Below are 19476 nucleotides of genomic sequence, written 5' to 3'. Positions count from 1 at the left end.
TCCTGGGCATCTGTTGGCATACTCATTGACTCATCATACCAGTTGCGATATCACGACTTGAAGATGAACGAGGTACTATCATGACTGCAATTGCTCTTTTCGGCGCCGGTGGCAAAATGGGCTATCGCCTCGCCAAGAATCTGAAAGGCTCGCGTTTCGACGTGCGCCACGTCGAGGTCGGCGACGCCGGCAAAGCGCGCCTGAAGAATGACCTTGCCATCGATTGCGTACCGGCGGACGCAGCACTCGACGGCGCCGAAGTGGTCATCCTCGCAGTACCGGATACGGCAATCGGCAAGGTTGCCGCCGGTATCGTCGACAAGCTCAAGCCCGGCACCATGGTCGTCGCTCTCGACGCCGCCGCTCCCTTTGCGGGCCATCTGCCGCAGCGCGAGGATCTCACCTATTTCGTCACCCACCCCTGCCATCCGCCGATCTTCAACGACGAGACGGAGATGCAGGCCAAGAAGGACCATTTCGGTGGCCTGTTTGCCAAGCAGCATATCGTCTCCGCCCTGATGCAGGGACCGGAAGGCGCCTATACGCTCGGCGAGGAAATCGCGAAGATCATCTGGGCACCCGTCATGCGCTCGCACCGCGTGACCGTCGAGCAGATGGCGATGCTGGAGCCGGGCCTTTCCGAGACGGTTTGCGCCTCGCTGCTCGTCGTCATGCGCCAGGCCATGGATGAATGTGTTTCCCGCGGCGTTCCCCCGGAAGCCGCGCGCGACTTCCTGCTGGGTCATATGAACGTACTCGGCGCCGTGATCTTCAAGGAAGTCGACGGCGTCTTTTCCGATGCCTGCAACAAGGCAATCGAGTTCGGCATCCCCGCTCTGATGCGCGACGACTGGAAGAAGGTTTTCGAACCGCAGGAGATCGCCGCAAGCATCCAGCGCATCACCTGATAGACGTCCCGGGAGGGCGTCGGCCCTCCCTTGCCGCCCTGCCGGGAACAGGGCCTGTTTCATACCTGGGAGGGGACCATGAAACTGAGTGACATCAATGCAAATGGCATAGGCAGGCTGAAATGACAGAGATCAAGGGCGCTTTGATCGGTTGCGGTTTCTTTGCGGTCAATCAGATGCATGCGTGGCGAGACGTCAAAGGTGCCCATATCGTTGCGATCTGCGATCGCGATCCGGAGCGGCTGAAGATCGTCGGTGACCAGTTCGGCATCGAACGGCGCTATGCAGATGCAGCGGCACTCTTTGCCGATGGCGGTTTCGATTTCGTCGACATCGCGACGACGGTGCAGAGCCACCGCACCCTGGTGGAAATGGCAGCTGCGCACAAGATCCCGGCGATCTGCCAGAAGCCCTTCGCAAAGACGCTTGGTGATGCCAAGGCTATGGTCGATGCCTGCTCGCGAGCCGGCATTCCCCTCATGGTGCATGAGAACTTCCGCTGGCAGACGCCCATACAGGCCGTGAAGAGCGTCCTGCAGTCAGGTGCGATCGGCGAGCCCTTCTGGGGCCGTTTCTCCTTCCGCTCAGGCTACGATGTCTTTTCCGGCCAGCCTTATCTCGCCGAAGGCGAGCGTTTCATCATCGAGGATCTCGGCATCCATACGCTCGATATCGCCCGCTTCATCCTCGGCGATGTCAGCTCGCTTACGGCCCGCACCAAGCGGGTCAATCCGAAGATCAGGGGTGAGGATGTCGCCACCATCCTGCTCGACCACGAAAGCGGCGCAACCTCGATCGTCGATGTCAGCTATGCCTCGAAGCTTGCAACGGAGCCATTTCCGGAGACGTTGATCGAGCTCGACGGTACGGAGGGCACGATCCGGCTTTCACAAGGCTATCGCCTTGAGGTCAACGGCCCCGACGGCATGACGGTCTCCGACGCCTCACCGCAGCTTCTATCCTGGGCTTCGCGTCCCTGGCACAACATCCAGGAGAGCGTTCTGGCGATCCAGCAGCACTGGGCAGACCGTCTGGCCGATGGCGGCGAGACCTCGACCTCCGGTGCCGACAATCTCAAAACCCTAGCCCTTGTCGAGGCGGCTTATGAGAGTGCCGCCAGCGGCCGCGCCGTCGATATCCGGGCAATGCTGCAATGACCACCGAGATCGACCCGTTTCAGCTCTACGGCACACATGAGAGCGAAACGCCGCCGGTGCGGCTGACTGCCGGCGGGCTGGTCGTCGACTTCAAGGACGGCAATCTGCGTACCATCAGCTATGACGGCACGGAGGTGCTGCGCGCGGTTTCCTATCTTGTCCGCGACCGCGATTGGGGTACTTACGCTCCGTCTGTCAGCGACCTACAAATTAATCAGCATCCGGATGCCTTCTCCATCAGCTATGTCGCGCGCTGCGCCGGACCTGACGACACAGAGCTTGCGATTGACGTGCGGATAACCGCTGCGGCGGGTGAACCTCTGATCTTCGAGGCCGAAGCCCTCTCCCGAACCGGCTTCGAGACGAACCGCTGCGGCTTCTGCATCCTCCATCCGATCGTCGGCGTCGCTGGCATGCCGGTTTCGGTCGAGCATGTCGACGGCCGCCGCGAGGAGACGCAGTTTCCCGATCTCATCGAGCCTTGGCAGCCCTTCAAGGACATGCGCGCGATCACACACAGGGTTACCCCGAGCGTGACGGCGGAATGCCGCATGGAGGGCGATACCTTCGAGATGGAGGATCAGCGCAACTGGTCGGATGCGTCCTACAAGACCTATGTCCGTCCCCTCGCCTTGCCCTGGCCTTATCGGATACCGGTGAGTGAGCCCATGTGGCAGCGGATCGTTCTCAGTATCCGCGATAGGGGGCACTCATCGACCGCTCCAACATCGCTTTCCACAGGAAATGGCTCCATCACACTTTCGAGCGGTAGCAGAAGCGGCGTCATGCCCCCGATCGGGCTTATCATCACGCCGGAGGAAGCGAAGGCAACGCTTGCGGCCCGCGACAGGCTTGCCGAGATCATGCCGCAGGAATTGCTGTTCCATTTCGATCCCAATGCCGGCCATGGTGCCGATGCCTTCAAATCCTTCGCTGCCGTCGCCGAGCTTCACTCCGGCAGCTCGACGTTGGAAATTGCATTACCCTGTCGACAAACCCCGCTTGCCGAAGCAACACAGATCGCGAGCTGGATGCAAGCGGCCGGTTTCAATCCCGATGCGGTCGTCATTTCTCCTTCCGTCGACCGGCAATCGACCCCACCGGGCAGCGAATGGCCCGAATGCCCGCCTCTCGAAGAGGTCTATGCTGCGGCACATGCGGCCTTCCCCGGCATGCGCCTCGGTGGCGGCATGCTGAGCTATTTCACCGAGCTCAATCGCAAGCGGGTTCCCGCCAGCCCGCTCGATTTCATCACGCATTGTACCAATCCGATCGTGCATGCGGCGGATGACCTCAGCGTCATGCAGACGCTGGAGGCATTGCCTTTCATCACCCGCTCGGTGCGTGCCATCTACGGCAACAAGCCCTATCGCATCGGCCCTTCGACCATACCCATGCGCCAGAACCCCTATGGCAGCCGCACGATGGACAATCCCGATGGCGGACGCATCGCCATGGCCAGCACCGATCCCCGGCACAACGGCCGCTTCGGCGAAGCCTTCACTTTCGGCTATGCCGCCCGCGTGCTCGATGCCGGATTGGAATGCCTGACGCTCTCCGCCCTGACCGGATCTTTCGGCCTCATCGCGGGCGAAAACGAACCGTCCCCAGCCGGCGCCACTCGCCCGATCTTCAATTCGGTCGCGACGCTGGCTCGCCTCGCCGGCAGTCGATGGCGCGAATGCATATCGTCCGACCCGACCTCGGTGCTTGCCTTCGTCACCGCGCGAACCAGCGAGCGACGGCAACTGCATCTAGTCAACATCACCCCCGCAACGCGCCGGATCGAGCTCGGAACCTTCCGTCGTGTCGGCCAAGCCAGCGCCCTCACGCTCGGAGCCTACGCGGTCACTTCAGTGACTTTGACGGATTGACCTGAACCAGCAGACGCGCATGTTAGTCCTAACAATCGCAGTGATTTGGGAGGACCGGCATGAAGACGAAGAAACTGATCAACGAGGGTGCGGCGGCGGTCGACGAGATGCTGGCGGGCATCCTGGCAGCCCATCCGCGACACCTTCGCACTTTGGAAGGGTCGCCCCGTTCGATCGTCGCCAAGCATGGGCCGCGGCCCGGCAAGGTCGGCATGGTTATCGGCGGCGGCTCGGGACATGAGCCGAGCTTCCTCGGTTTCGTCGGCAGGGGACTTGCAGACGCGGCCGCGATTGGCAACGTCTTTGCTTCGCCGCCGCCCGACCCGATCATCGAATGCGCCAAGGCTGTCGACGGCGGCGTCGGCGTCCTGTTCCTCTATGGCAACTATGCCGGTGACGTCATGAATTTCGACATGGCGGCCGAGATGCTTGCCATGGATGATATCGACGTACGCACTGTTGTCACGACCGATGACATTGCTTCTGCACCGCCTGAGCAGAAGGAACGCCGGCGCGGTGTTGCCGGAAACGTCTTCGTCTTCAAGGCCGCAGGCGCGGCTTGCGACATGATGTATGGTTTCGACGAGGTCGAGCGGGTGGCGCGCCTGGCCAATGAGCGGACCTTTACAATGGGGGTGGCTCTCTCCCCCTGCTCCTTGCCGCAGACTCTGAAGCCCAATTTTGAACTCGGGGCCGATGAAATGGAGATCGGCATGGGCATTCACGGCGAGCCGGGCGTTGCACGGGGCCCGCTGAAGCCGGCGGATCAGGTGACGGACGAGCTGGTCGGCAAGATCCTCCATGAAATGAAGCCGGCGCGTGGCGACCGCGTCGCCGTGCTCGTCAATTCGCTGGGCTCGACCCCGCTGATGGAACTCTACATCCTGATGCGCAAGGTGAAGATGATGCTCGATGAAGCGGGCCTGGTCATCCATTTGTCGCTGGTCGGCAACTACTGCACCTCGCTGGAAATGGCCGGCGCCTCGATCACGCTGATGCATCTCGATGACGAACTCCAGCGGTTGATCGACCATCCCTGCGATTGCGCCATGTTCCGCTCGGGTGAGGCCCTGCAATGACGACTGTGACGGAGGAGGATCTGAAATCGCTTTTTGCACGCCTCGCCGAGGCAATGACGCGTGAAAAGGATCGTCTGTGCGAGCTTGATGGCGTAATCGGCGATGCCGATCACGGTATCGCCATGGAACTTGGCTTTGCCGCTGCCGCCAAGGCAGTTTCGGAGCTGGATGCGACAACGGCCGATCCGACGCTCGTGTTCAACACGGCCGCAAAATCCTTCCTCAATGCTGTCGGCGCCTCTTCCGGACCGCTCTACGCGACTGCTTTGATGCGGGCTGGCGCATCAGCGAAGGGGAAAACGTCACTCAACGACGATGACATGGTCGAGATATTCGCTGCCTTCGCCAAGGGGATCCAGGACAGAGGCAAGGCGGAGGTCGGCGAAAAGACGATGGTCGATGCCTGGGCGCCCGCCGCCGCAGCCTGCCGAGCCGCGCGTGACCAAGGCCTACCCCTTGCTGCCTGCCTGGCGGCAGCGCTGGAAGCTGCGCAAGCCGGGGCGGAAGCAACCAAGGACATGATTGCAGCAAAGGGCAGGTCGTCGCGGCTCGGCGAGCGTACCCTTGGACACATGGATCCGGGAGCTGCCTCGGCGGTTGTGATGATATCGTGCTTTCATATTCACTTCACATCATAATGATGATGAGCTCATCATACCAGTTGACATGCTGATATCTATTTGCCAAAACCGCCTTCAGCTTTGCTCGGAGGAGGATGGGAGATGGCTATCAGTTGGAAATATGCGCGTTGGTTCGGCGCGGTTGCGATTGCCGCGACAGCGCTGGCGGCAACCAATGCCGCCGCAGAGGACCTGACGCTGTGGACGCTGAATTTCGACAATGGCGGCGCCAATTCCGCCCTCAAGAAGGTGGCGAAGGATTTTGAGGCCGCCAATCCCGGCACCCATATCGAAATCGTCCAGCGCGGCGTCGATGAACACAAGACGGCCCTTCGCGTGGCTGCCGGCTCCAGCAAGGGTCCCGATATCTATTTCAGCTGGGCCGGCCTCGGCCTTGGCGGCGAATATGTGAAGGCTGGCCTGTCGCTGCCGCTGGACAAATATTACACCCAGTACAAATGGAGCGACGAACTGCTTCCTTCGGCGGCGGCCTTTGCCGATCTCTATCCGGGCGGCAAGCACGGCGTTCCCTTCACCTTCAAGGGTGAGGCCATCTACTACAACAAGAAGCTCTTCCAGAAGGCCGGTATCACTCAGGAGCCGAAGACCTACGAAGAGCTGCTCGCCGACGCGGAGAAGCTCAAGGCTGCCGGAATTCCTGCCTTCACCTTCGGCGGCTCGGTCAACTGGCATGTCATGCGCCTGATGGACGTGCTGCTGGAAACCAAATGCGGCGCCGACAAACACGACGCCCTGATGGCCATGAAGACAGATTGGACCAAGGAGCCCTGCGCCACCGACGCCTTCACCGAATTCGCCAAATGGACGAATGACTATACGCTGAAACCCTTCATGGGGATCAGCAACCAGCAGTCCTACACTCTGTTTGTCGCGGGCCGCGCCGCGATGATGCTGGAGGGCGACTGGCTTGTCAGCCAGCTGAGCGGCAGCGGCGTCAACCTCGACGACTACGGCGTCGTGCCGTTCCCGACGAACACCAACCGGCTCTACGGCTTCGCCGAGTACAACTACGTCAGCACCAAAAGCAAGAATCCGGACCTTGCCGCCAAGTTCCTCGACTATTTCCTGTCGACCAAGGTCCAGCAGGATCTCGTCGGGCAGATCAGCTCGATCTCGGTCAACAAGAACGTCCAGTATGCCAACCAGAAGCCGCTCGAGGCAAAATGGCTGGATATCTTCAAGACCTACGGCAAGGTCTACATGAACGGCGACCAGGCATTCCCGCTCGATGTCACGACGGAGTATTTCCGGGTGATCAACGATGTGGCGGCCGGCAATATTAAGCCGGCGGATGCGGCAAAACAGCTGCAGACTTTCATCTCGGGCCGCACCTAAGCCTTCGAGGGAGGCCGCCGTCTCGATCACCGATCGCAGTGGACGGCTTCCCTCACCTTGGTGCCCACGCGCCAGCCGCCGGGAGCAATCAGAATGTCATTCCGCAACCGAACACATGATCCCCGCGTCCAGGCGCTGATCCTGCTCGCCCCGGCCATGCTGATCTACGCGATCTTCGCACTGTACCCGATGTTGAACGTGGTGGTCCTGAGCTTCCAAAAGTGGAACGGGCTTGCCCCGCAACGCGCCTTCGTCGGTCTTGCGAATTATCAATACATCTTCACGCAGGACCCGGTCTTCTGGGTCGCCTTCAGGAACACGGTGATCTGGACGATCATGTGCGTAATCTTTCCGCCGATGGTGGGGCTTCTGCTGGCGCTCAGCCTCAATCAGAAGCTCTTCGCCCGCAATACCTTCCGCGCCATCTTCTACCTTCCCGTCATCATCGCGCCGATCGCGGTCGCGACCATGTGGAAGTGGATGTACGATCCGTTCTTCGGCCTCTTCACCGAGATCCTCACCTCGATGGAGCTGCAGAGCTGGATCCAGGATTGGCTCGGCGATAAGAACGTTGCCCTCTATTCGGTCTTCGTTGCCTATCTCTGGCAATCGGTCGGCTTCTCCATGGTCCTGTTTCTCGCGGGCCTGCAGAACGTCTCGCAAACGCTGGTGGAGGCCGCGCGCATCGACGGTGCGGGTCGCTGGAATATCTTCAGATATGTCACGCTGCCCGCGCTTCGCACGACGATCACCATCGTGTTGGTGCTATCGGTCATCTCGTCGCTCAAGGCCTTCGATATCGTCTATGGCCTCACCGGCGGCGGACCGGCCCAATCCACGCAGATGCTGGCGCTCTGGGCCTTCACGCAGGCAATGCAGATCTTTGATTTCGGCCGAGGCGCTGCGATCTCCGTCGTCCTGCTGTTGATCACCATCGCCGTCGTCATCCCCTATCTGCGCTGGACGCAAAAGCATGAGGAGGCCGAGCAATGACGGCAACATCGGCGACCTCCATGTCCGACGGCTTCGAAACCATCACAGCCGCAAAGCGCAAGCGTGACCCCATCCTGATCGCATTGTGGATCGCGCTATTCGTCGTCGCGCTAATTTGGCTGGCGCCCTTCATTTTCATTGTCTTCACTTCGCTGAAGACACAGGCGGACGTGACGACGACGGGCGCTTTCATGCCTCCCCTCAATCCCGCCTTCGAAAACTACACGAGCGCCTGGGGACGCGGCAATTTCGCCAGCGCCTTTCTCAACAGCGCCATCATCACCGTGATCAAGGTGCCGCTCGGCCTCATCCTGTCGGCAATGGCGGCCTATGCTCTCGCCAAGATCCGCTTGCGGTTCGGCAAGCTGCTGCTGCTTCTCGTCGTCTTCGGCACGATGATCCCCTTTCAGGTCATGCTCGCGCCGCTGTTCACGCTCGTCAATTCGCTCGGCCTGATCGACACCTATCCCGGCGTCATCCTGCCCTATATCGCCTTCGGCGTGCCCTATCAGGTCTTCATCCTGCACGGTTTCTTCCGGGGCATTCCGAAGGAGCTGTCCGAGGCTGCGCTGATCGACGGCGCCAGCCACTTCACCATTTTCCGCCGGATATTTCTGCCGGTTTGCCTGCCGGTGCTCGCAGCCCTGCTGATCCTGGATTTCGTCTCGACATGGAATGAATTCGCAATGGCGCTGGTGCTCCTGCAGGACCAGCACATGTGGACGCTGCCGCTCGGGCTGATGTCCTTCCAGGGACAATTCTCCAACGATTACGGACAGTTGAACGCCGCAATTGTCATGACCGTGCTGCCGGCAACCATCGTTTATCTGATCTTTCAGCGCTACTTCGTCTCCGGGCTCACCTCCGGCGCGGTCAAAGGCTGAACGGTCAAATCATCCATACATATCGAGGAGAATATCATGTCCAACGCGTCCGTCGAAAAATGGGGAGTCTTCGAGGCGGCCTTCAACGGCCCTTCGGGCGGCAATCCCTATCTCGATGTGGCATTCGATGCCGTTTTCAGCCAGCACAGCCGCGAGATCCGCGTGCCGGGCTTCTATGATGGCGACGGCGTCTATCGCGTTCGCTTCATGCCGGACAACGAGGGCGAATGGTCGTTCCGCACACGCTCGAAGACTACAGAACTCGATGGCAAGACCGGCTCATTCGTCGCCACCAAGCCGTCGGAGGGTAATCATGGCCCGGTGCGCGTGCGCAACAAATTCCATTTCGCCTATGCCGACGGCAAGCCTTTCCTGTCCTTCGGCACCACCTGCTATGCCTGGACGCACCAGCCGCTCGACATGCAGGCACAGACACTCGAGACGCTGAAGAAGGCGCACTTCAACAAGATCCGCATGGGCGTGTTCCCCAAGGATTATCCCTACAACGTCAATGAGCCTCTTTATCCCTGCTTCGAGAAAGGCGCAGACGGCAACGAGGATTTCGACAGACCCAATCCCATCCTCTTCCGCCATTTCGAAAAGCAGGTGGCAGCCCTCTGCAATCTCGGCATCGAGGCCGACATCATCATCTTCCACCCCTATGACCGCTGGGGCTATGCCGACATGTCGGCCGAGCAGGATTTCCGCTATGTCGCCTATCTCGCCGCCCGCCTCGCCGCCTATCGCAACGTCTGGTGGGCGCTCGCCAACGAATATGATTTCCTCCTCGACACCAAGCCGATGTCGCAGTGGGACCGTTATTTCCACATTCTCGAAGAGAACGATCCCTACGGTCACCTGAAATCCATCCACAACGGCGAACAGACGATGAATTTCGATCATCGCAAGCCGTGGGTGACGCATACCTGCATCCAGAACTGGGATGTGAAGCGGACGCAGGAATGGCGTGACGCCTACGGCAAGCCTGTCGTCAACGACGAGCCTGAGTATGAAGGCAACATCATTCAGTCCTGGGGCAACCTGACCGCGCAGGAGCTGGTCCATCGTTTCTGGATCACCATGACGCGCGGCGGTTATGCCGGCCACGGCGAAACCTATTCGCATCCTGAAGACCTGATCTGGTGGGCCAAGGGCGGCGAGCTTCGCGGCGAGGCGTGGAAGCGCATCGGCTTTCTGCGCGACCTGCTGGAACAGGACGTCGTCAACGGCCTCGAACCGATGGCAGGCGCCGGCGAATGGCCCTGGACGCGCGTCTCCGGCGCCCGCGATGGCGATGTCAGCTACATCTATCTCGGTGAACACCAGCCCGTCATCTGGTCGACGGGGCTGCCGAAGGACGGCACCGGCTACGACGTCGACATCATCGACACATGGGAAATGACGATCACGCCGGCAAAGAAGGTCGAAGCGCCGATCCCGCACCCGACACGGCACGGCGCGGTCGTGCGCGGCGGCAAGGCGGATGCGGCCTTCGGCGTCGAATTGCCCGGCAAGCCGTACCTGGCGCTACGCATCCGCAAGAAGCACTGATCGACCTTGAAGGAAAAAGTTTCATGTCCGGATTGACCATCAAGAACGTCAGGAAATCCTACGGCGCGATAAACATCATCCATGGCGTCGATGTCGATATATCGGACGGCGAATTCGTCATTCTCGTCGGCCCATCGGGCTGCGGCAAGTCAACGCTGCTGCGCATGATCGCGGGGCTCGAGGATATTACCGGCGGCGAGATCTCGATCGGCGGACGGGTCGTCAACGACCTCCCGCCGAAGGATCGCGACATCGCTATGGTGTTTCAGAACTACGCGCTCTATCCGCAGATGACGGTCGCGGAGAACATGGGCTTTGCGCTGCAGCTTGCGGGCGCAAAGCGCGCCGAGATCGACCGGAAGGTTGGCGAGGCCGCCAATATTCTCGGGCTGCAGCCGTTGCTGGGTCGCAAGCCGGCACATCTTTCCGGCGGTCAGCGCCAGCGCGTCGCCATGGGCCGCGCCATCGTGCGCGATCCGAAGGTCTTCCTCTTCGACGAACCGCTCTCCAACCTCGATGCCAAGCTGCGCGTGAAGATGCGCGCCGAGATCAAGGCCCTGCATCAACGCCTGAAGACGACGATCGTCTATGTCACGCACGACCAGATCGAAGCGATGACCATGGCCGACAAGATCGTCGTGCTGCAAGGCGGCAAGGTGGAACAGATCGGCTCGCCGCTGGAGCTTTACGATCGTCCGAAAAACGTTTTTGTTGCTGGTTTTCTCGGCTCGCCGGCGATGAACTTCCTCGAAGGCAAGGTCACCGGCGGCGCAACACCGGCACTCACCCTCCCGTCCGGAACCCGCATCGCGCTCTCGAACGTTCCGGCCCAGGCAGACGCCCTAGATATCATCCTCGGCATCCGTCCGGAAGACATCGCCTTTGCGAGCGATGGCGGCATCGCCGCGACCGTAAGCGTGGTCGAGCCGACCGGTTCCGAAACGCATGTGGCGCTCGAGCTGGAAGGCAGGGAAATCACATGGGTAATGAGAGAACGCGCCGAACTGACGCCTGGCCAGATCGTGCAGATTTCCCTGAAGTCGCCTAATCTTCACTTCTTCGACAAGGTCACCCAGCAGCGGCTGTAACTATCTGGGCCGCTGCTGGGCTCGCTTCATCGCGATGTGCGCTTGCGGGCGTCGCTCATGACCAAGAAGACCCGTTTGATGAACGCATCGCCGTCGAATTGTCGCGCAGCGCCCTCGGCAACATGTTCGGGGCGATCGAATATGAAGGCCTCGAGATTGACGACCGGCAGCTTCAATCTGGTTCGCACCTCGCCGATCATTGCCGTATGCGTGATCACCACCTGACAACCGTTCGGCTCGAACCATTCCTGGATACCGGTCGCCGGCATGGATGCCACCGTCAGCCCCTGCTCCGACAGAACAGAACCGATGCGGGAAGCAACCTGCTGATTGTCCAGACAGATCAGCACATCGGTTTGGGACTGGGACGACGAATAGTCTGAAAGCATCGGGCGGCCTCTCGTTCAAGCTGAGGCGAATATACCGATTCGGATGTAACGCGGTATTATAAGTTGTTACATTTTGTTGCAGGACAGTGGCGGCCCTGAAAGCGGCGTTTGTCCGCGAAAAATTACGCGGCAAATTTAAAGAATATGCCGCAACATAACGACACACACGCGATCCCGGAAAGCTGGTTTCCTAGGCTCATCGAGATGGAAACAAAAGGGTCGGCTTTGCGACAAAACCACGATGAGGGATCAAGCTGCGCCACAGGTGCGCGCGGCACGCTGATGGGCGCGCAGCACTTTCTCGCCAGGCGTCTGCATCTGTGGGCCGGCTGTCTTGTCTGCAATGCCGCCTTCAGCTTCATCGGGGCCGGTCCCCGCCAGTTCATAATCTTCAATCTGCTGACATTGCTGGCGTTTTCGGCGAGATCTTTTCAAGATACGTTCCTTCGGGCCGCTGAAAACCATCCGTCTCGCCGCGAAGCGAGCCGGTCAGCGGCAGGCTGGAGACCGCTGATCGGATATCTGATGGACTTGCTGGTCGCATGTTACGCAATGACCGTGTTCATCGACAATCTGGCGACGGGATCGAGTTTGCTCGACACCCTGCGCTGACCGCCCAAGAATGCGGCCAGACTATCTGGAAAAACGCTCCGGCCGGAAGTCGGCCAGAAGCGGGTGGCGCTTGCCGGTGGCGATCTCATCGGCGAGCAACTCGCCGGCAATCAGGCCAAGAGTTGCGCCGCTATGGCTGAACGCGACGAAATAGCCTGATATTGCTTGCAGCTCTCCGAAGACCGGCTCGCCGTCGCCCGGAATGGGCTTGGGGCCGACGCCGTAATCGCCGATTTCGAGCTTCGGATTGCCCTCCAGCACCTTGGAGGCTTCCAGCAGCAGACCTTCGAGCGTCGATGACTTGATGTCGTAAGTTCCGTCCGCATTTACGATGACCTCCTCCTCGGACCAGGCCGAATCCAGCGCGAAAGCACCATCCGGCGTGGGCCGGATGGCGACACGGGGCGTGTTGAGCACAGCCTTCAGCGGGTGATCGATCGGCTTCGTCCTGACCAGAAGCGCAATCGGTGTCCCATCACCGATATGTTGGCCGGCCTCCGCGACGATCGCCGGCACCGCACCGCCTGCGGCAAGCAGCACCGCATCGGCCTGCCTGCGGGTTCCGTCCGATGTCGTGACACCGCGGACACGGGCATCCTCGACGTCGATCGTCGCGCGACCGGCATCGGTGACGATTTCGCCGCCCAGCGCCACGAACTCCTCGGCGAGAACGCCGATCAGCGACGGCAGATCGACCCAGCCCTCGCCCGGATTGAAGATTGCACCCTGCGGCGTGACAGAGCGCGCGTCGACGCCCGGCGTCGTCCCGGCGATCTTCTCGGCAGCAAGCAATTGCGCATGATAGCCCAGGTTGCGTTCGTAGTCGAAGACCGCGGCGATCTCGTTAGCGGCATCGTCGGCATCCCACGTCAGGCCGCCGTCGAAGCGCAGCCAAGCGGCATCCGGATATTTGGCGGCAAGCGTACGATAGCGATCGATGCCGGCAAGGCGTAGCCGGTGGTAAGCGTCGGAGCGACGGCGCGCCGAGTTGAGCCAGGCAAGCGAGCGACCCGACGCACCGTTAGCCAACGGGCCGTCGTTGATGATGGTCGTGCGAATACCGAGCCGCGCAAGATGAACGGCCGTTGAAACCCCGAAAATGCCGCCGCCGACGACAATGACTTTCGAAGGACGAGTGGGAGCATGCATGTTGGGTAACCTTGTCTACAATGGATGTTGCGATGGAAAAGCTGTCGAGGTGCTCGCCAGCCCTGCTTGTCAGAGAACCTCGGCGAGGAAGCGCTTCAGCCGCTCGCTCCGGGGATTGTCGAAGATCTGCCCAGGCGGGCCCGCCTCGACGATGCGGCCTTCATCCATGAACACGACCTGGTCGGCGACCTTGCGGGCAAAACCCATCTCGTGCGTAACGACAGCCATCGTCATGCCCTGGCGTCCGAGATTGGCCATCAGGTCGAGAACGCCCTTGACCAGTTCCGGATCGAGCGCGCTCGTGACCTCATCGAAGAGGATAACCTCAGGATCCATGGCGAGTGCGCGAGCGATCGCAACGCGCTGCTGCTGGCCGCCGGAAAGGCTCGCCGGCCTGTGATCCTTGCGTCCGGCAAGACCCACCTCCGTGAGACGCGTCTCGGCGATCCGACGCGCCTCGCCTTTCGGCATCCTCTTGATCTTGGTCAGCGACAGCATGACGTTCTCGAGCGCGGTATGATCGGGAAACAGATTGAAATGCTGGAACACCATGCCGACGCGCCGTCGCAGGCCTTCCGGCTTCATCGCCAGAATGCTTTCGCCGTCGAGCAGGATGTCGCCCCCCTTGGGTTCGACAAGCCTGTTGAGGCATCGCAGCAGCGTGGATTTGCCGGAGCCGGACGGGCCGATGATGCAGGTCACCGTGCCCTTGGCGATATCGAGGTCGACGCCCTTCAGGACATCGAGATCGCCATAGGACATGCTGAGATCGCTGACCTTGACGGCTCCCCCCGTGAAACGCGCCACACCGGCGCCGCTTGGGGGCTGCATGTCCGACGCCGCTTCCAGCTCGGTGACTTCGACAAGCCCGCTGGCGGCACCCGAGCCTCGCCCCTGCCGTCCGAGGCGCAAACGCGTGTCGATATAGTTGACGAGATGGGTGAGCGGAACGGTGATCACCAGGTAGAAGACACCGGCCAGCAGCAGCGGCGAGAGATTGCCCGTGACGACCGCCTGGTCCTGGCCGACGCGAAAGATCTCGCGCTCGGAGGCCAATAGCCCGAGGAAATAGACAAGGCTCGAATCCTTGACGTTGCCGATGAACTGGTTGACGAGGGCCGGCAGAACGCGCCGCACGCCCTGCGGAATGATGATCAGCCGCATCCCCTGCCCGTAGCTCATGCTAAGGGCGCGGCAGGCCTCCATCTGGCCACGTTCGACGCTTTGAATGCCGGAACGGAAAATCTCGCCGATATAGGCGCCTGCGATCAGGCTCAGCGCAATGATCCCAAGCGGAAACGGCGATGGGCCGAAGAGTTCGCGGCCGATGCGGGCAAAGCCCTGGCCAATCATCAGGATCGTCACGATTGCCGGCAGGCCGCGGAAGATATCGGTATAGATCCGCGCCGGTAGGCGCAGCCAGCGCGATTGCGAGATGCCCATTACGGCCAGCATCATACCGATGCCGACGCCGAGTACGGTGGAAGCGGCCGCCAGGATCAGTGTGTTCTTCAAACCGACGGTGATCATACTCGGCAGGACTTCCGCCATCGCATCCCAATCAAGGAAGCTGCGGCGGAGATTTTCTAGCCAGTCCATTCAATTCCCCATGAAATTCTCGAGAGCAGGCAAATGCCGCCGCCCGGCAGGCCGGGCGGCGGGCGGCCTTACTTCTTGGGAAGATACTGGTCCGGCATCGGCGAGCCCGGGAACCACTTTTCGTAAAGCGTCTTCCACGTTCCGTCCTGCATCGCCTCATGCAGACCCTTGTTCAGCGCCAGACGAAAGGCATCATTGCCTTTCTTGACGACGAAGCCTGCCGGCGCGTCGAAGGACGGAATATTCACGGCGATCTTCAGCGCGGGATAACGCTCGCCATATTGCTTGGCGGCTTCATAATCGAGGAAATGCGCAGCGACGGTGCCGTTGTTGAGTGCTGCGACCGCCGAGTTGTTGTCCGGGAACTTGACCAGGTCCGTTCCGGTAAAATTCTTGGTCGCATAAATCTCCTGCAAGGTGCCCTGCACGACGCCGAGGCGCTTACCCTTGAGGCCGCTGGCGTCCTTGATCGTAGCGTCGGATGTCAGAACCGAAAGATAGCCGGCCAGATAACCGTCGGAGAAATCCACGGTCTTCTTGCGTGCCTCGGTGGTTCCGATCGCCGCGACGGCGACGTCGAAACGCTCATTGGCAACCGATGGCAGCAGCGCCGAGAATTCCTGGCCGGTGAAGGTCACCTTGTCCTTCGGAAAGCCCATGCGCGAGACAACGTTCAGGAACAGCTCGATATCGAAGCCGCTGAATTGACCGTCGGCCGTGGTGAAGGCGTAGGGCTTGGAGTCGCCCATGGTGCCGACGCTGATGACGTTCGGATCGATGAGATTATAGGGATTGTCGGCCGCGACAGCCGGGCCGACGCTTGCCGCGACGAGATAGGCCAGCACGCCCGCGCGCAAGGGCGCCGCGATGGCTGAGAGGATGCCAGATATTTTCATGTTCGTTCTCCGCTCTGAAAGGATGCTCTTATCGGCATTCATGCATGCTACGCCCATATCCCTGATCGACAATCGAAAAGGGATATCTGGACAAGAGACCGGTCTCAGATATAAAGAGACCGGTCTCAATGGATATTTGTTAACTTGAGATTGACCGCCCGTCAACAACTCTTGTAGTCGTCATCCCATGGAAGAACCGCTTGCTTCGAAACGCTCCGTTACCGTCGCCGATGTCGCCAGGGCGGCGAAGGTCTCGAAGGCCACCGCAGCGCGTGTTCTGGGCGGCTACGGCGTGGTCAGTGACAAGGTTCGCGAGCAGGTGACGGCCGCAGCCGCAGCGCTCGAGTATCGGCCGAACGAGCTAGCCCGCAGCATGACGACTGGCAAATCCGGCATTATCGGCGTGGTCGTCGGCGATATCGAGAACGCCTTCTTCAGCCTCGCCGTGCGCGGCATCAGCGACGTCGCGCGCTTGGCCGGCTTCAATGTGATCATCGCCAATTCCGGAGAAGAACTCGAAGCTGAAAAGTCGGCGGTGGACCTGCTGATCGGCAAGCGCGTCGACGGATTGATCGTCACGCCGGCGCGATGCGACCGAATGGAACACCTGCAGGACATACGCCGCGTCGGCGTGCCGCTTGTGCTGTTCGACAGAAGCATCCCGGAGCTTGGTGTCGACTCCGTAACGGGCGATGACTTCGACGCCGCCGCCACCGCAACACGCTACCTGCTCGATATGGGGCATCGTCATATCGCCTATATATCGGCCATGGACGCCGACGACGAGCGGCTCACCGACAGCCGTGAGCTTTCCAACTCCGCAGTGCGCGAGCGCGTGGAAGGGGTGCTGGAAGCGCAGGCTGCGGCGGGCATTGAAGACCCGCAGCGCTATATACGGCTCGGCGCCACTGATCAGGCGCGCACGGATGCAGTCGTCAAACACCTGTTGCAAGAAATGCCGGCGCCGACCGCGCTCGTCGCATCCGACAGTCTCGTCGGCCTCAGAGTCTTCAAGTCGCTGCAAGCTATCGGCCTGTCCATACCCGACGATATCTCGATGATTTCCTTTCTGGATGCCGATTGGACGACCGTCACCACGCCGCCAATCACCGTCGTCGACCAACCGGTCTACGAGATGGGCAAGAAGGCAGCCGAAAGGCTGATTTCAAGGCTGAACGGCAAGGACATGCCTGTCGAGCGCACCGCCGTTAAAACGAGCCTGATCAAGCGTGGATCGGTGGCCTGGCCGCCTCACAGCAGCGAGCAATAGCGCAGCGCATCATAAATGGCGGCATGGATATTGCGGCTTGCGATCGCGTCGCCGATGCGGATCAGGTCGAATACACCGGCTTCGTTTTTTGCCGGCAGCGGCGCACGACGCACGATCAGGGCCGGATAGTCGACGGCGCCGAGGTTGCGCGACAGCGGCTTCAACTCAAGGTAAAGCTCGTCATTGGCGACGGTGCCATGCTCGACCACGACCTGGGAAACACGGCGCTCCCATTGCGTCTGCTCGGAAAAATCGGACCCCAGAACCGCAACCAGCGCATTGCCGTCGCGGCGCACCGATTTCAGCCGCGTATTGATGGTGACCCGGACATTCTTCTCGGCAAAGGCTTTTGCATAGGGCACATGGTTCATGCCGCCCATTTCCGGCGCGAAGAAACGCTCCGGCGAGACAAGCTCCAGTTCGGCGCCGCTATTGGCAATGACCTCGGCGGCCGACATGCCCGGATGCCCGCCATTGTCGTCGTAGAGCAGGACGTGCCCCTCAGGCTTCACGGCGCCGGCCAGAATGTCCCATGAAGACGTGACAAGGCCATCGCCACCGTCGAGTTCGGGCGACTGCGCGATGCCACCCGTCGCCACGACGACGAGATCGGGCTCGAATGCCATCACCTCATCCGCCCCGGCATAGACATCGTAATGGATCGTGACGCCAAGGCGCTCCAATTCGGACAGCCGCCAATCGATAATGCCGATCATCTCCTTGCGGCGCGGATTGCGGGTGAGGAGATTGACCTGACCGCCGGCCTTGCCGCTTGCTTCGAGCACGTCAACCTTGTGACCACGCTCGCCAAGGACGCGCGCCGCCTCCAACCCGGCAGGGCCGGCACCGATGACGACGGCCTTCCGCGATACCGGCGCCTTCTCGATCTGATGCGGCATGTCTGCCTCGCGGCTCGTCGCCGCATTGTGAATACAGAGCGCCTCGCCACCCTCGTAGATCCGATCGAGACAGTAGGTGGCGCCGACGCAAGGGCGGATATGCGCTTCCTGCCCTGACATGATCTTGTTGACGATATGCGGATCGGCAATATGGGCGCGCGTCATGCCGACCATGTCGAGCTTGCCTTCCGCGATCGCGTGGCGCGCGGTGGCAACATCGCTGATGCGGGCAGCGTGAAAGACCGGGAACTTGGTCGCCGCCCTCACCTCGCCGGCAAAATCCAGATGCGGAGCAGATGCCATCCCCTGGATAGGAATGACGTTGTTGAGCGCCGTATCGCTGTCGATATGGCCGCGAATAATGTTAAGGAAGTCGATGTTTCCCGAGGCGGCGAGCCGCCTGGCGATCTCGATGCCCTCTTCCCGCGAAAGACCCTTCTCCCAATCCTCATCGGCCACCATGCGCATGCCGACGATGAAATCCGGGCCGACCGCCTTGCGGATCGCCTCCGTCATCATCATCGAAAAGCGCATGCGATTGTCGAGTGAGCCGCCGAACTCGTCCTCACGCCTGTTCGTCGCCGGCGACCAGAAGCCGTCGGTCAGATGGCCATAGGCCTCGATTTCGATGCCATCGAGGCCGGCATCCTGCATGCGCTGAGCCGCGGCGGCGAAATCCGCGATGATGCGCTCGATATCCCAATCCTCGGCGGCCTTCGGAAAGGCGCGGTGCGCTGGCTCGCGGATCGGCGACGGCGCCAGCACCGGCAGCCAGTCTCCCTTATTCCAACCGGTGCGGCGGCCGAGATGGGTCAACTGGATCATCACAGCCGCGCCGAACTCATGACAGTCGTCAGTCAGTTTCTTCAGCCACGGAACGATCTCATCGCGATAGGCATGGAGATTGCCGAAGGCCGGCGGCGAATCCGGTGACACAACTGCCGAACCCGCCGTCATGGTCAGTGCGATGCCACCCTTCGCCTTCTCGCGATGATAGAGCCTGTACCGATCCGTCGGCATGCCATCTTCGGAGTAGGCCGGCTCATGCGCCGTCGACATGATGCGGTTCTTCAAGGTGAGGTGCTTGAGCTGATAGGGCTGGAGCAAGGGATCGTTGGAGGTCATGACGTTTTCATCGCTTTTGTGAAATCG

At 60.9% G+C, this 19476-nt stretch carries 17 protein-coding genes; 12 read left to right on the top strand and 5 right to left on the bottom strand.

Annotated elements, in window-relative coordinates; all coding sequences use genetic code 11:
• Positions 1-80 precede the first annotated feature (80 nt).
• The 10 genes from JTP94_RS19950 (at position 81) to JTP94_RS19905 (ending at position 11510) form a co-directional block, all read left to right on the top strand.
• Positions 81-908, top strand: a complete 828-nt coding sequence (locus JTP94_RS19950; RefSeq protein ID WP_204852178.1) for a phosphogluconate dehydrogenase C-terminal domain-containing protein — start codon at positions 81-83, stop codon at positions 906-908.
• 122 nt (positions 909-1030) lie between these two features.
• Positions 1031-2065 carry a Gfo/Idh/MocA family protein gene (locus JTP94_RS19945; RefSeq protein WP_204852177.1) on the top strand — a complete coding sequence of 345 codons (1035 nt, stop codon included), beginning with the start codon at positions 1031-1033 and terminating at the stop codon, positions 2063-2065.
• Positions 2062-3939, top strand: a complete 1878-nt coding sequence (locus tag JTP94_RS19940) for a hypothetical protein (RefSeq protein WP_204852176.1) — start codon at positions 2062-2064, stop codon at positions 3937-3939. Before JTP94_RS19945 ends, JTP94_RS19940 begins: the two co-directional genes overlap by 4 nt.
• 59 nt (positions 3940-3998) lie before the next feature.
• The gene (locus JTP94_RS19935; RefSeq protein ID WP_204852175.1) at positions 3999-5018 is read left to right on the top strand and encodes a dihydroxyacetone kinase subunit DhaK; all 1020 of its coding nucleotides are present in this window, start codon (positions 3999-4001) and stop codon (positions 5016-5018) included.
• Entirely contained in the window at positions 5015-5656 is a 642-nt protein-coding gene (dhaL, locus tag JTP94_RS19930; RefSeq protein WP_204852174.1) for a dihydroxyacetone kinase subunit DhaL, read from the top strand. Before JTP94_RS19935 ends, dhaL begins: the two co-directional genes overlap by 4 nt.
• A gap of 84 nt (positions 5657-5740) precedes the next feature.
• Positions 5741-6994, top strand: coding sequence for an ABC transporter substrate-binding protein (locus JTP94_RS19925; RefSeq protein WP_204852173.1), 1254 nt, complete (start codon positions 5741-5743; stop codon positions 6992-6994).
• Positions 6995-7087: 93 nt separating this feature from the next.
• Positions 7088-7987: a carbohydrate ABC transporter permease gene (locus JTP94_RS19920; RefSeq protein ID WP_204852172.1), complete on the top strand. Its 900-nt coding sequence runs from the start codon at positions 7088-7090 to the stop codon at positions 7985-7987.
• 20 nt (positions 7988-8007) lie between these two features.
• On the top strand, positions 8008-8871 hold the full coding sequence (locus JTP94_RS19915) for a carbohydrate ABC transporter permease (RefSeq protein WP_204852349.1): 864 nt from the start codon (positions 8008-8010) through the stop codon (positions 8869-8871).
• A gap of 36 nt (positions 8872-8907) precedes the next feature.
• Positions 8908-10422, top strand: coding sequence for a DUF5060 domain-containing protein (locus tag JTP94_RS19910; protein WP_204852171.1), 1515 nt, complete (start codon positions 8908-8910; stop codon positions 10420-10422).
• A 23-nt stretch (positions 10423-10445) separates the two neighbouring features.
• Entirely contained in the window at positions 10446-11510 is a 1065-nt protein-coding gene (locus JTP94_RS19905) for an ABC transporter ATP-binding protein (protein WP_204852170.1), read from the top strand.
• Between the two features lie 26 nt (positions 11511-11536).
• Here the strand turns inward: JTP94_RS19905 and JTP94_RS19900 are convergent, their stop codons facing one another.
• Positions 11537-11899 (bottom strand): hypothetical protein, encoded by a 363-nt coding sequence (locus JTP94_RS19900; protein ID WP_204852169.1) that lies wholly within the window; start codon positions 11897-11899, stop codon positions 11537-11539.
• A gap of 108 nt (positions 11900-12007) precedes the next feature.
• On the opposite strand from JTP94_RS19900, the gene JTP94_RS19895 reads away from it, so the two are divergent.
• Positions 12008-12511: a hypothetical protein gene (locus JTP94_RS19895; protein ID WP_204852168.1), complete on the top strand. Its 504-nt coding sequence runs from the start codon at positions 12008-12010 to the stop codon at positions 12509-12511.
• Between the two features lie 21 nt (positions 12512-12532).
• Here JTP94_RS19895 and JTP94_RS19890 read toward each other — a convergent pair whose 3' ends face one another.
• From JTP94_RS19890 to JTP94_RS19880, 3 genes are all read right to left on the bottom strand, one after another.
• Complete coding sequence (locus JTP94_RS19890; RefSeq protein WP_204852167.1) at positions 12533-13660, bottom strand: FAD-binding oxidoreductase; 1128 nt, start codon at positions 13658-13660, stop codon at positions 12533-12535.
• 69 nt (positions 13661-13729) lie between these two features.
• Positions 13730-15259: an amino acid ABC transporter permease/ATP-binding protein gene (locus JTP94_RS35815; protein WP_204852166.1), complete on the bottom strand. Its 1530-nt coding sequence runs from the start codon at positions 15257-15259 to the stop codon at positions 13730-13732.
• 68 nt (positions 15260-15327) lie between these two features.
• Positions 15328-16155 carry an ABC transporter substrate-binding protein gene (locus JTP94_RS19880; protein WP_204852165.1) on the bottom strand — a complete coding sequence of 276 codons (828 nt, stop codon included), beginning with the start codon at positions 16153-16155 and terminating at the stop codon, positions 15328-15330.
• A gap of 187 nt (positions 16156-16342) precedes the next feature.
• Here JTP94_RS19880 and JTP94_RS19875 point away from each other — a divergent pair, with 187 nt between their 5' ends.
• Positions 16343-17425 (top strand): LacI family DNA-binding transcriptional regulator, encoded by a 1083-nt coding sequence (locus JTP94_RS19875; RefSeq protein WP_204852164.1) that lies wholly within the window; start codon positions 16343-16345, stop codon positions 17423-17425.
• Here JTP94_RS19875 and JTP94_RS19870 read toward each other — a convergent pair.
• A complete protein-coding gene (locus tag JTP94_RS19870; RefSeq protein WP_204852163.1) occupies positions 17407-19449 on the bottom strand; it encodes an NADH:flavin oxidoreductase in 2043 nt (680 codons plus the stop codon). The genes JTP94_RS19875 and JTP94_RS19870 overlap by 19 nt on opposite strands.
• Positions 19450-19476: the final 27 nt, after the last annotated feature.

The sequence above is a fragment of the Martinezella lusitana genome (genome assembly GCF_016901135.1).
GTDB lineage: Bacteria > Pseudomonadota > Alphaproteobacteria > Rhizobiales > Rhizobiaceae > Rhizobium > Rhizobium lusitanum_D.
The sequence above is the reverse complement of the archived record's forward strand: the minus strand, read 5'-3'. Positions and strand labels throughout refer to the sequence as shown.

What these genes read in the sequence shown, in the direction of transcription:
- JTP94_RS19935 (WP_204852175.1), top strand. Translation starts at nt 3,999, where the DNA reads ATGAAGACGAAGAAACTGATCAACGAGGGTGCGGCGGCGGTCGACGAG.
- JTP94_RS19945 (WP_204852177.1), top strand. Translation starts at nt 1,031, where the DNA reads ATGACAGAGATCAAGGGCGCTTTGATCGGTTGCGGTTTCTTTGCGGTC.
- JTP94_RS19925 (WP_204852173.1), top strand. Translation starts at nt 5,741, where the DNA reads ATGGCTATCAGTTGGAAATATGCGCGTTGGTTCGGCGCGGTTGCGATT.
- JTP94_RS19875 (WP_204852164.1), top strand. Translation starts at nt 16,343, where the DNA reads ATGGAAGAACCGCTTGCTTCGAAACGCTCCGTTACCGTCGCCGATGTC.
- JTP94_RS19900 (WP_204852169.1), bottom strand. Translation starts at nt 11,899, where the DNA reads ATGCTTTCAGACTATTCGTCGTCCCAGTCCCAAACCGATGTGCTGATC.
- JTP94_RS19890 (WP_204852167.1), bottom strand. Translation starts at nt 13,660, where the DNA reads ATGCATGCTCCCACTCGTCCTTCGAAAGTCATTGTCGTCGGCGGCGGC.
- JTP94_RS19915 (WP_204852349.1), top strand. Translation starts at nt 8,008, where the DNA reads ATGTCCGACGGCTTCGAAACCATCACAGCCGCAAAGCGCAAGCGTGAC.
- JTP94_RS35815 (WP_204852166.1), bottom strand. Translation starts at nt 15,259, where the DNA reads ATGGACTGGCTAGAAAATCTCCGCCGCAGCTTCCTTGATTGGGATGCG.
- dhaL (WP_204852174.1), top strand. Translation starts at nt 5,015, where the DNA reads ATGACGACTGTGACGGAGGAGGATCTGAAATCGCTTTTTGCACGCCTC.
- JTP94_RS19940 (WP_204852176.1), top strand. Translation starts at nt 2,062, where the DNA reads ATGACCACCGAGATCGACCCGTTTCAGCTCTACGGCACACATGAGAGC.
- JTP94_RS19880 (WP_204852165.1), bottom strand. Translation starts at nt 16,155, where the DNA reads ATGAAAATATCTGGCATCCTCTCAGCCATCGCGGCGCCCTTGCGCGCG.
- JTP94_RS19905 (WP_204852170.1), top strand. Translation starts at nt 10,446, where the DNA reads ATGTCCGGATTGACCATCAAGAACGTCAGGAAATCCTACGGCGCGATA.
- JTP94_RS19910 (WP_204852171.1), top strand. Translation starts at nt 8,908, where the DNA reads ATGTCCAACGCGTCCGTCGAAAAATGGGGAGTCTTCGAGGCGGCCTTC.
- JTP94_RS19950 (WP_204852178.1), top strand. Translation starts at nt 81, where the DNA reads ATGACTGCAATTGCTCTTTTCGGCGCCGGTGGCAAAATGGGCTATCGC.
- JTP94_RS19870 (WP_204852163.1), bottom strand. Translation starts at nt 19,449, where the DNA reads ATGACCTCCAACGATCCCTTGCTCCAGCCCTATCAGCTCAAGCACCTC.
- JTP94_RS19920 (WP_204852172.1), top strand. Translation starts at nt 7,088, where the DNA reads ATGTCATTCCGCAACCGAACACATGATCCCCGCGTCCAGGCGCTGATC.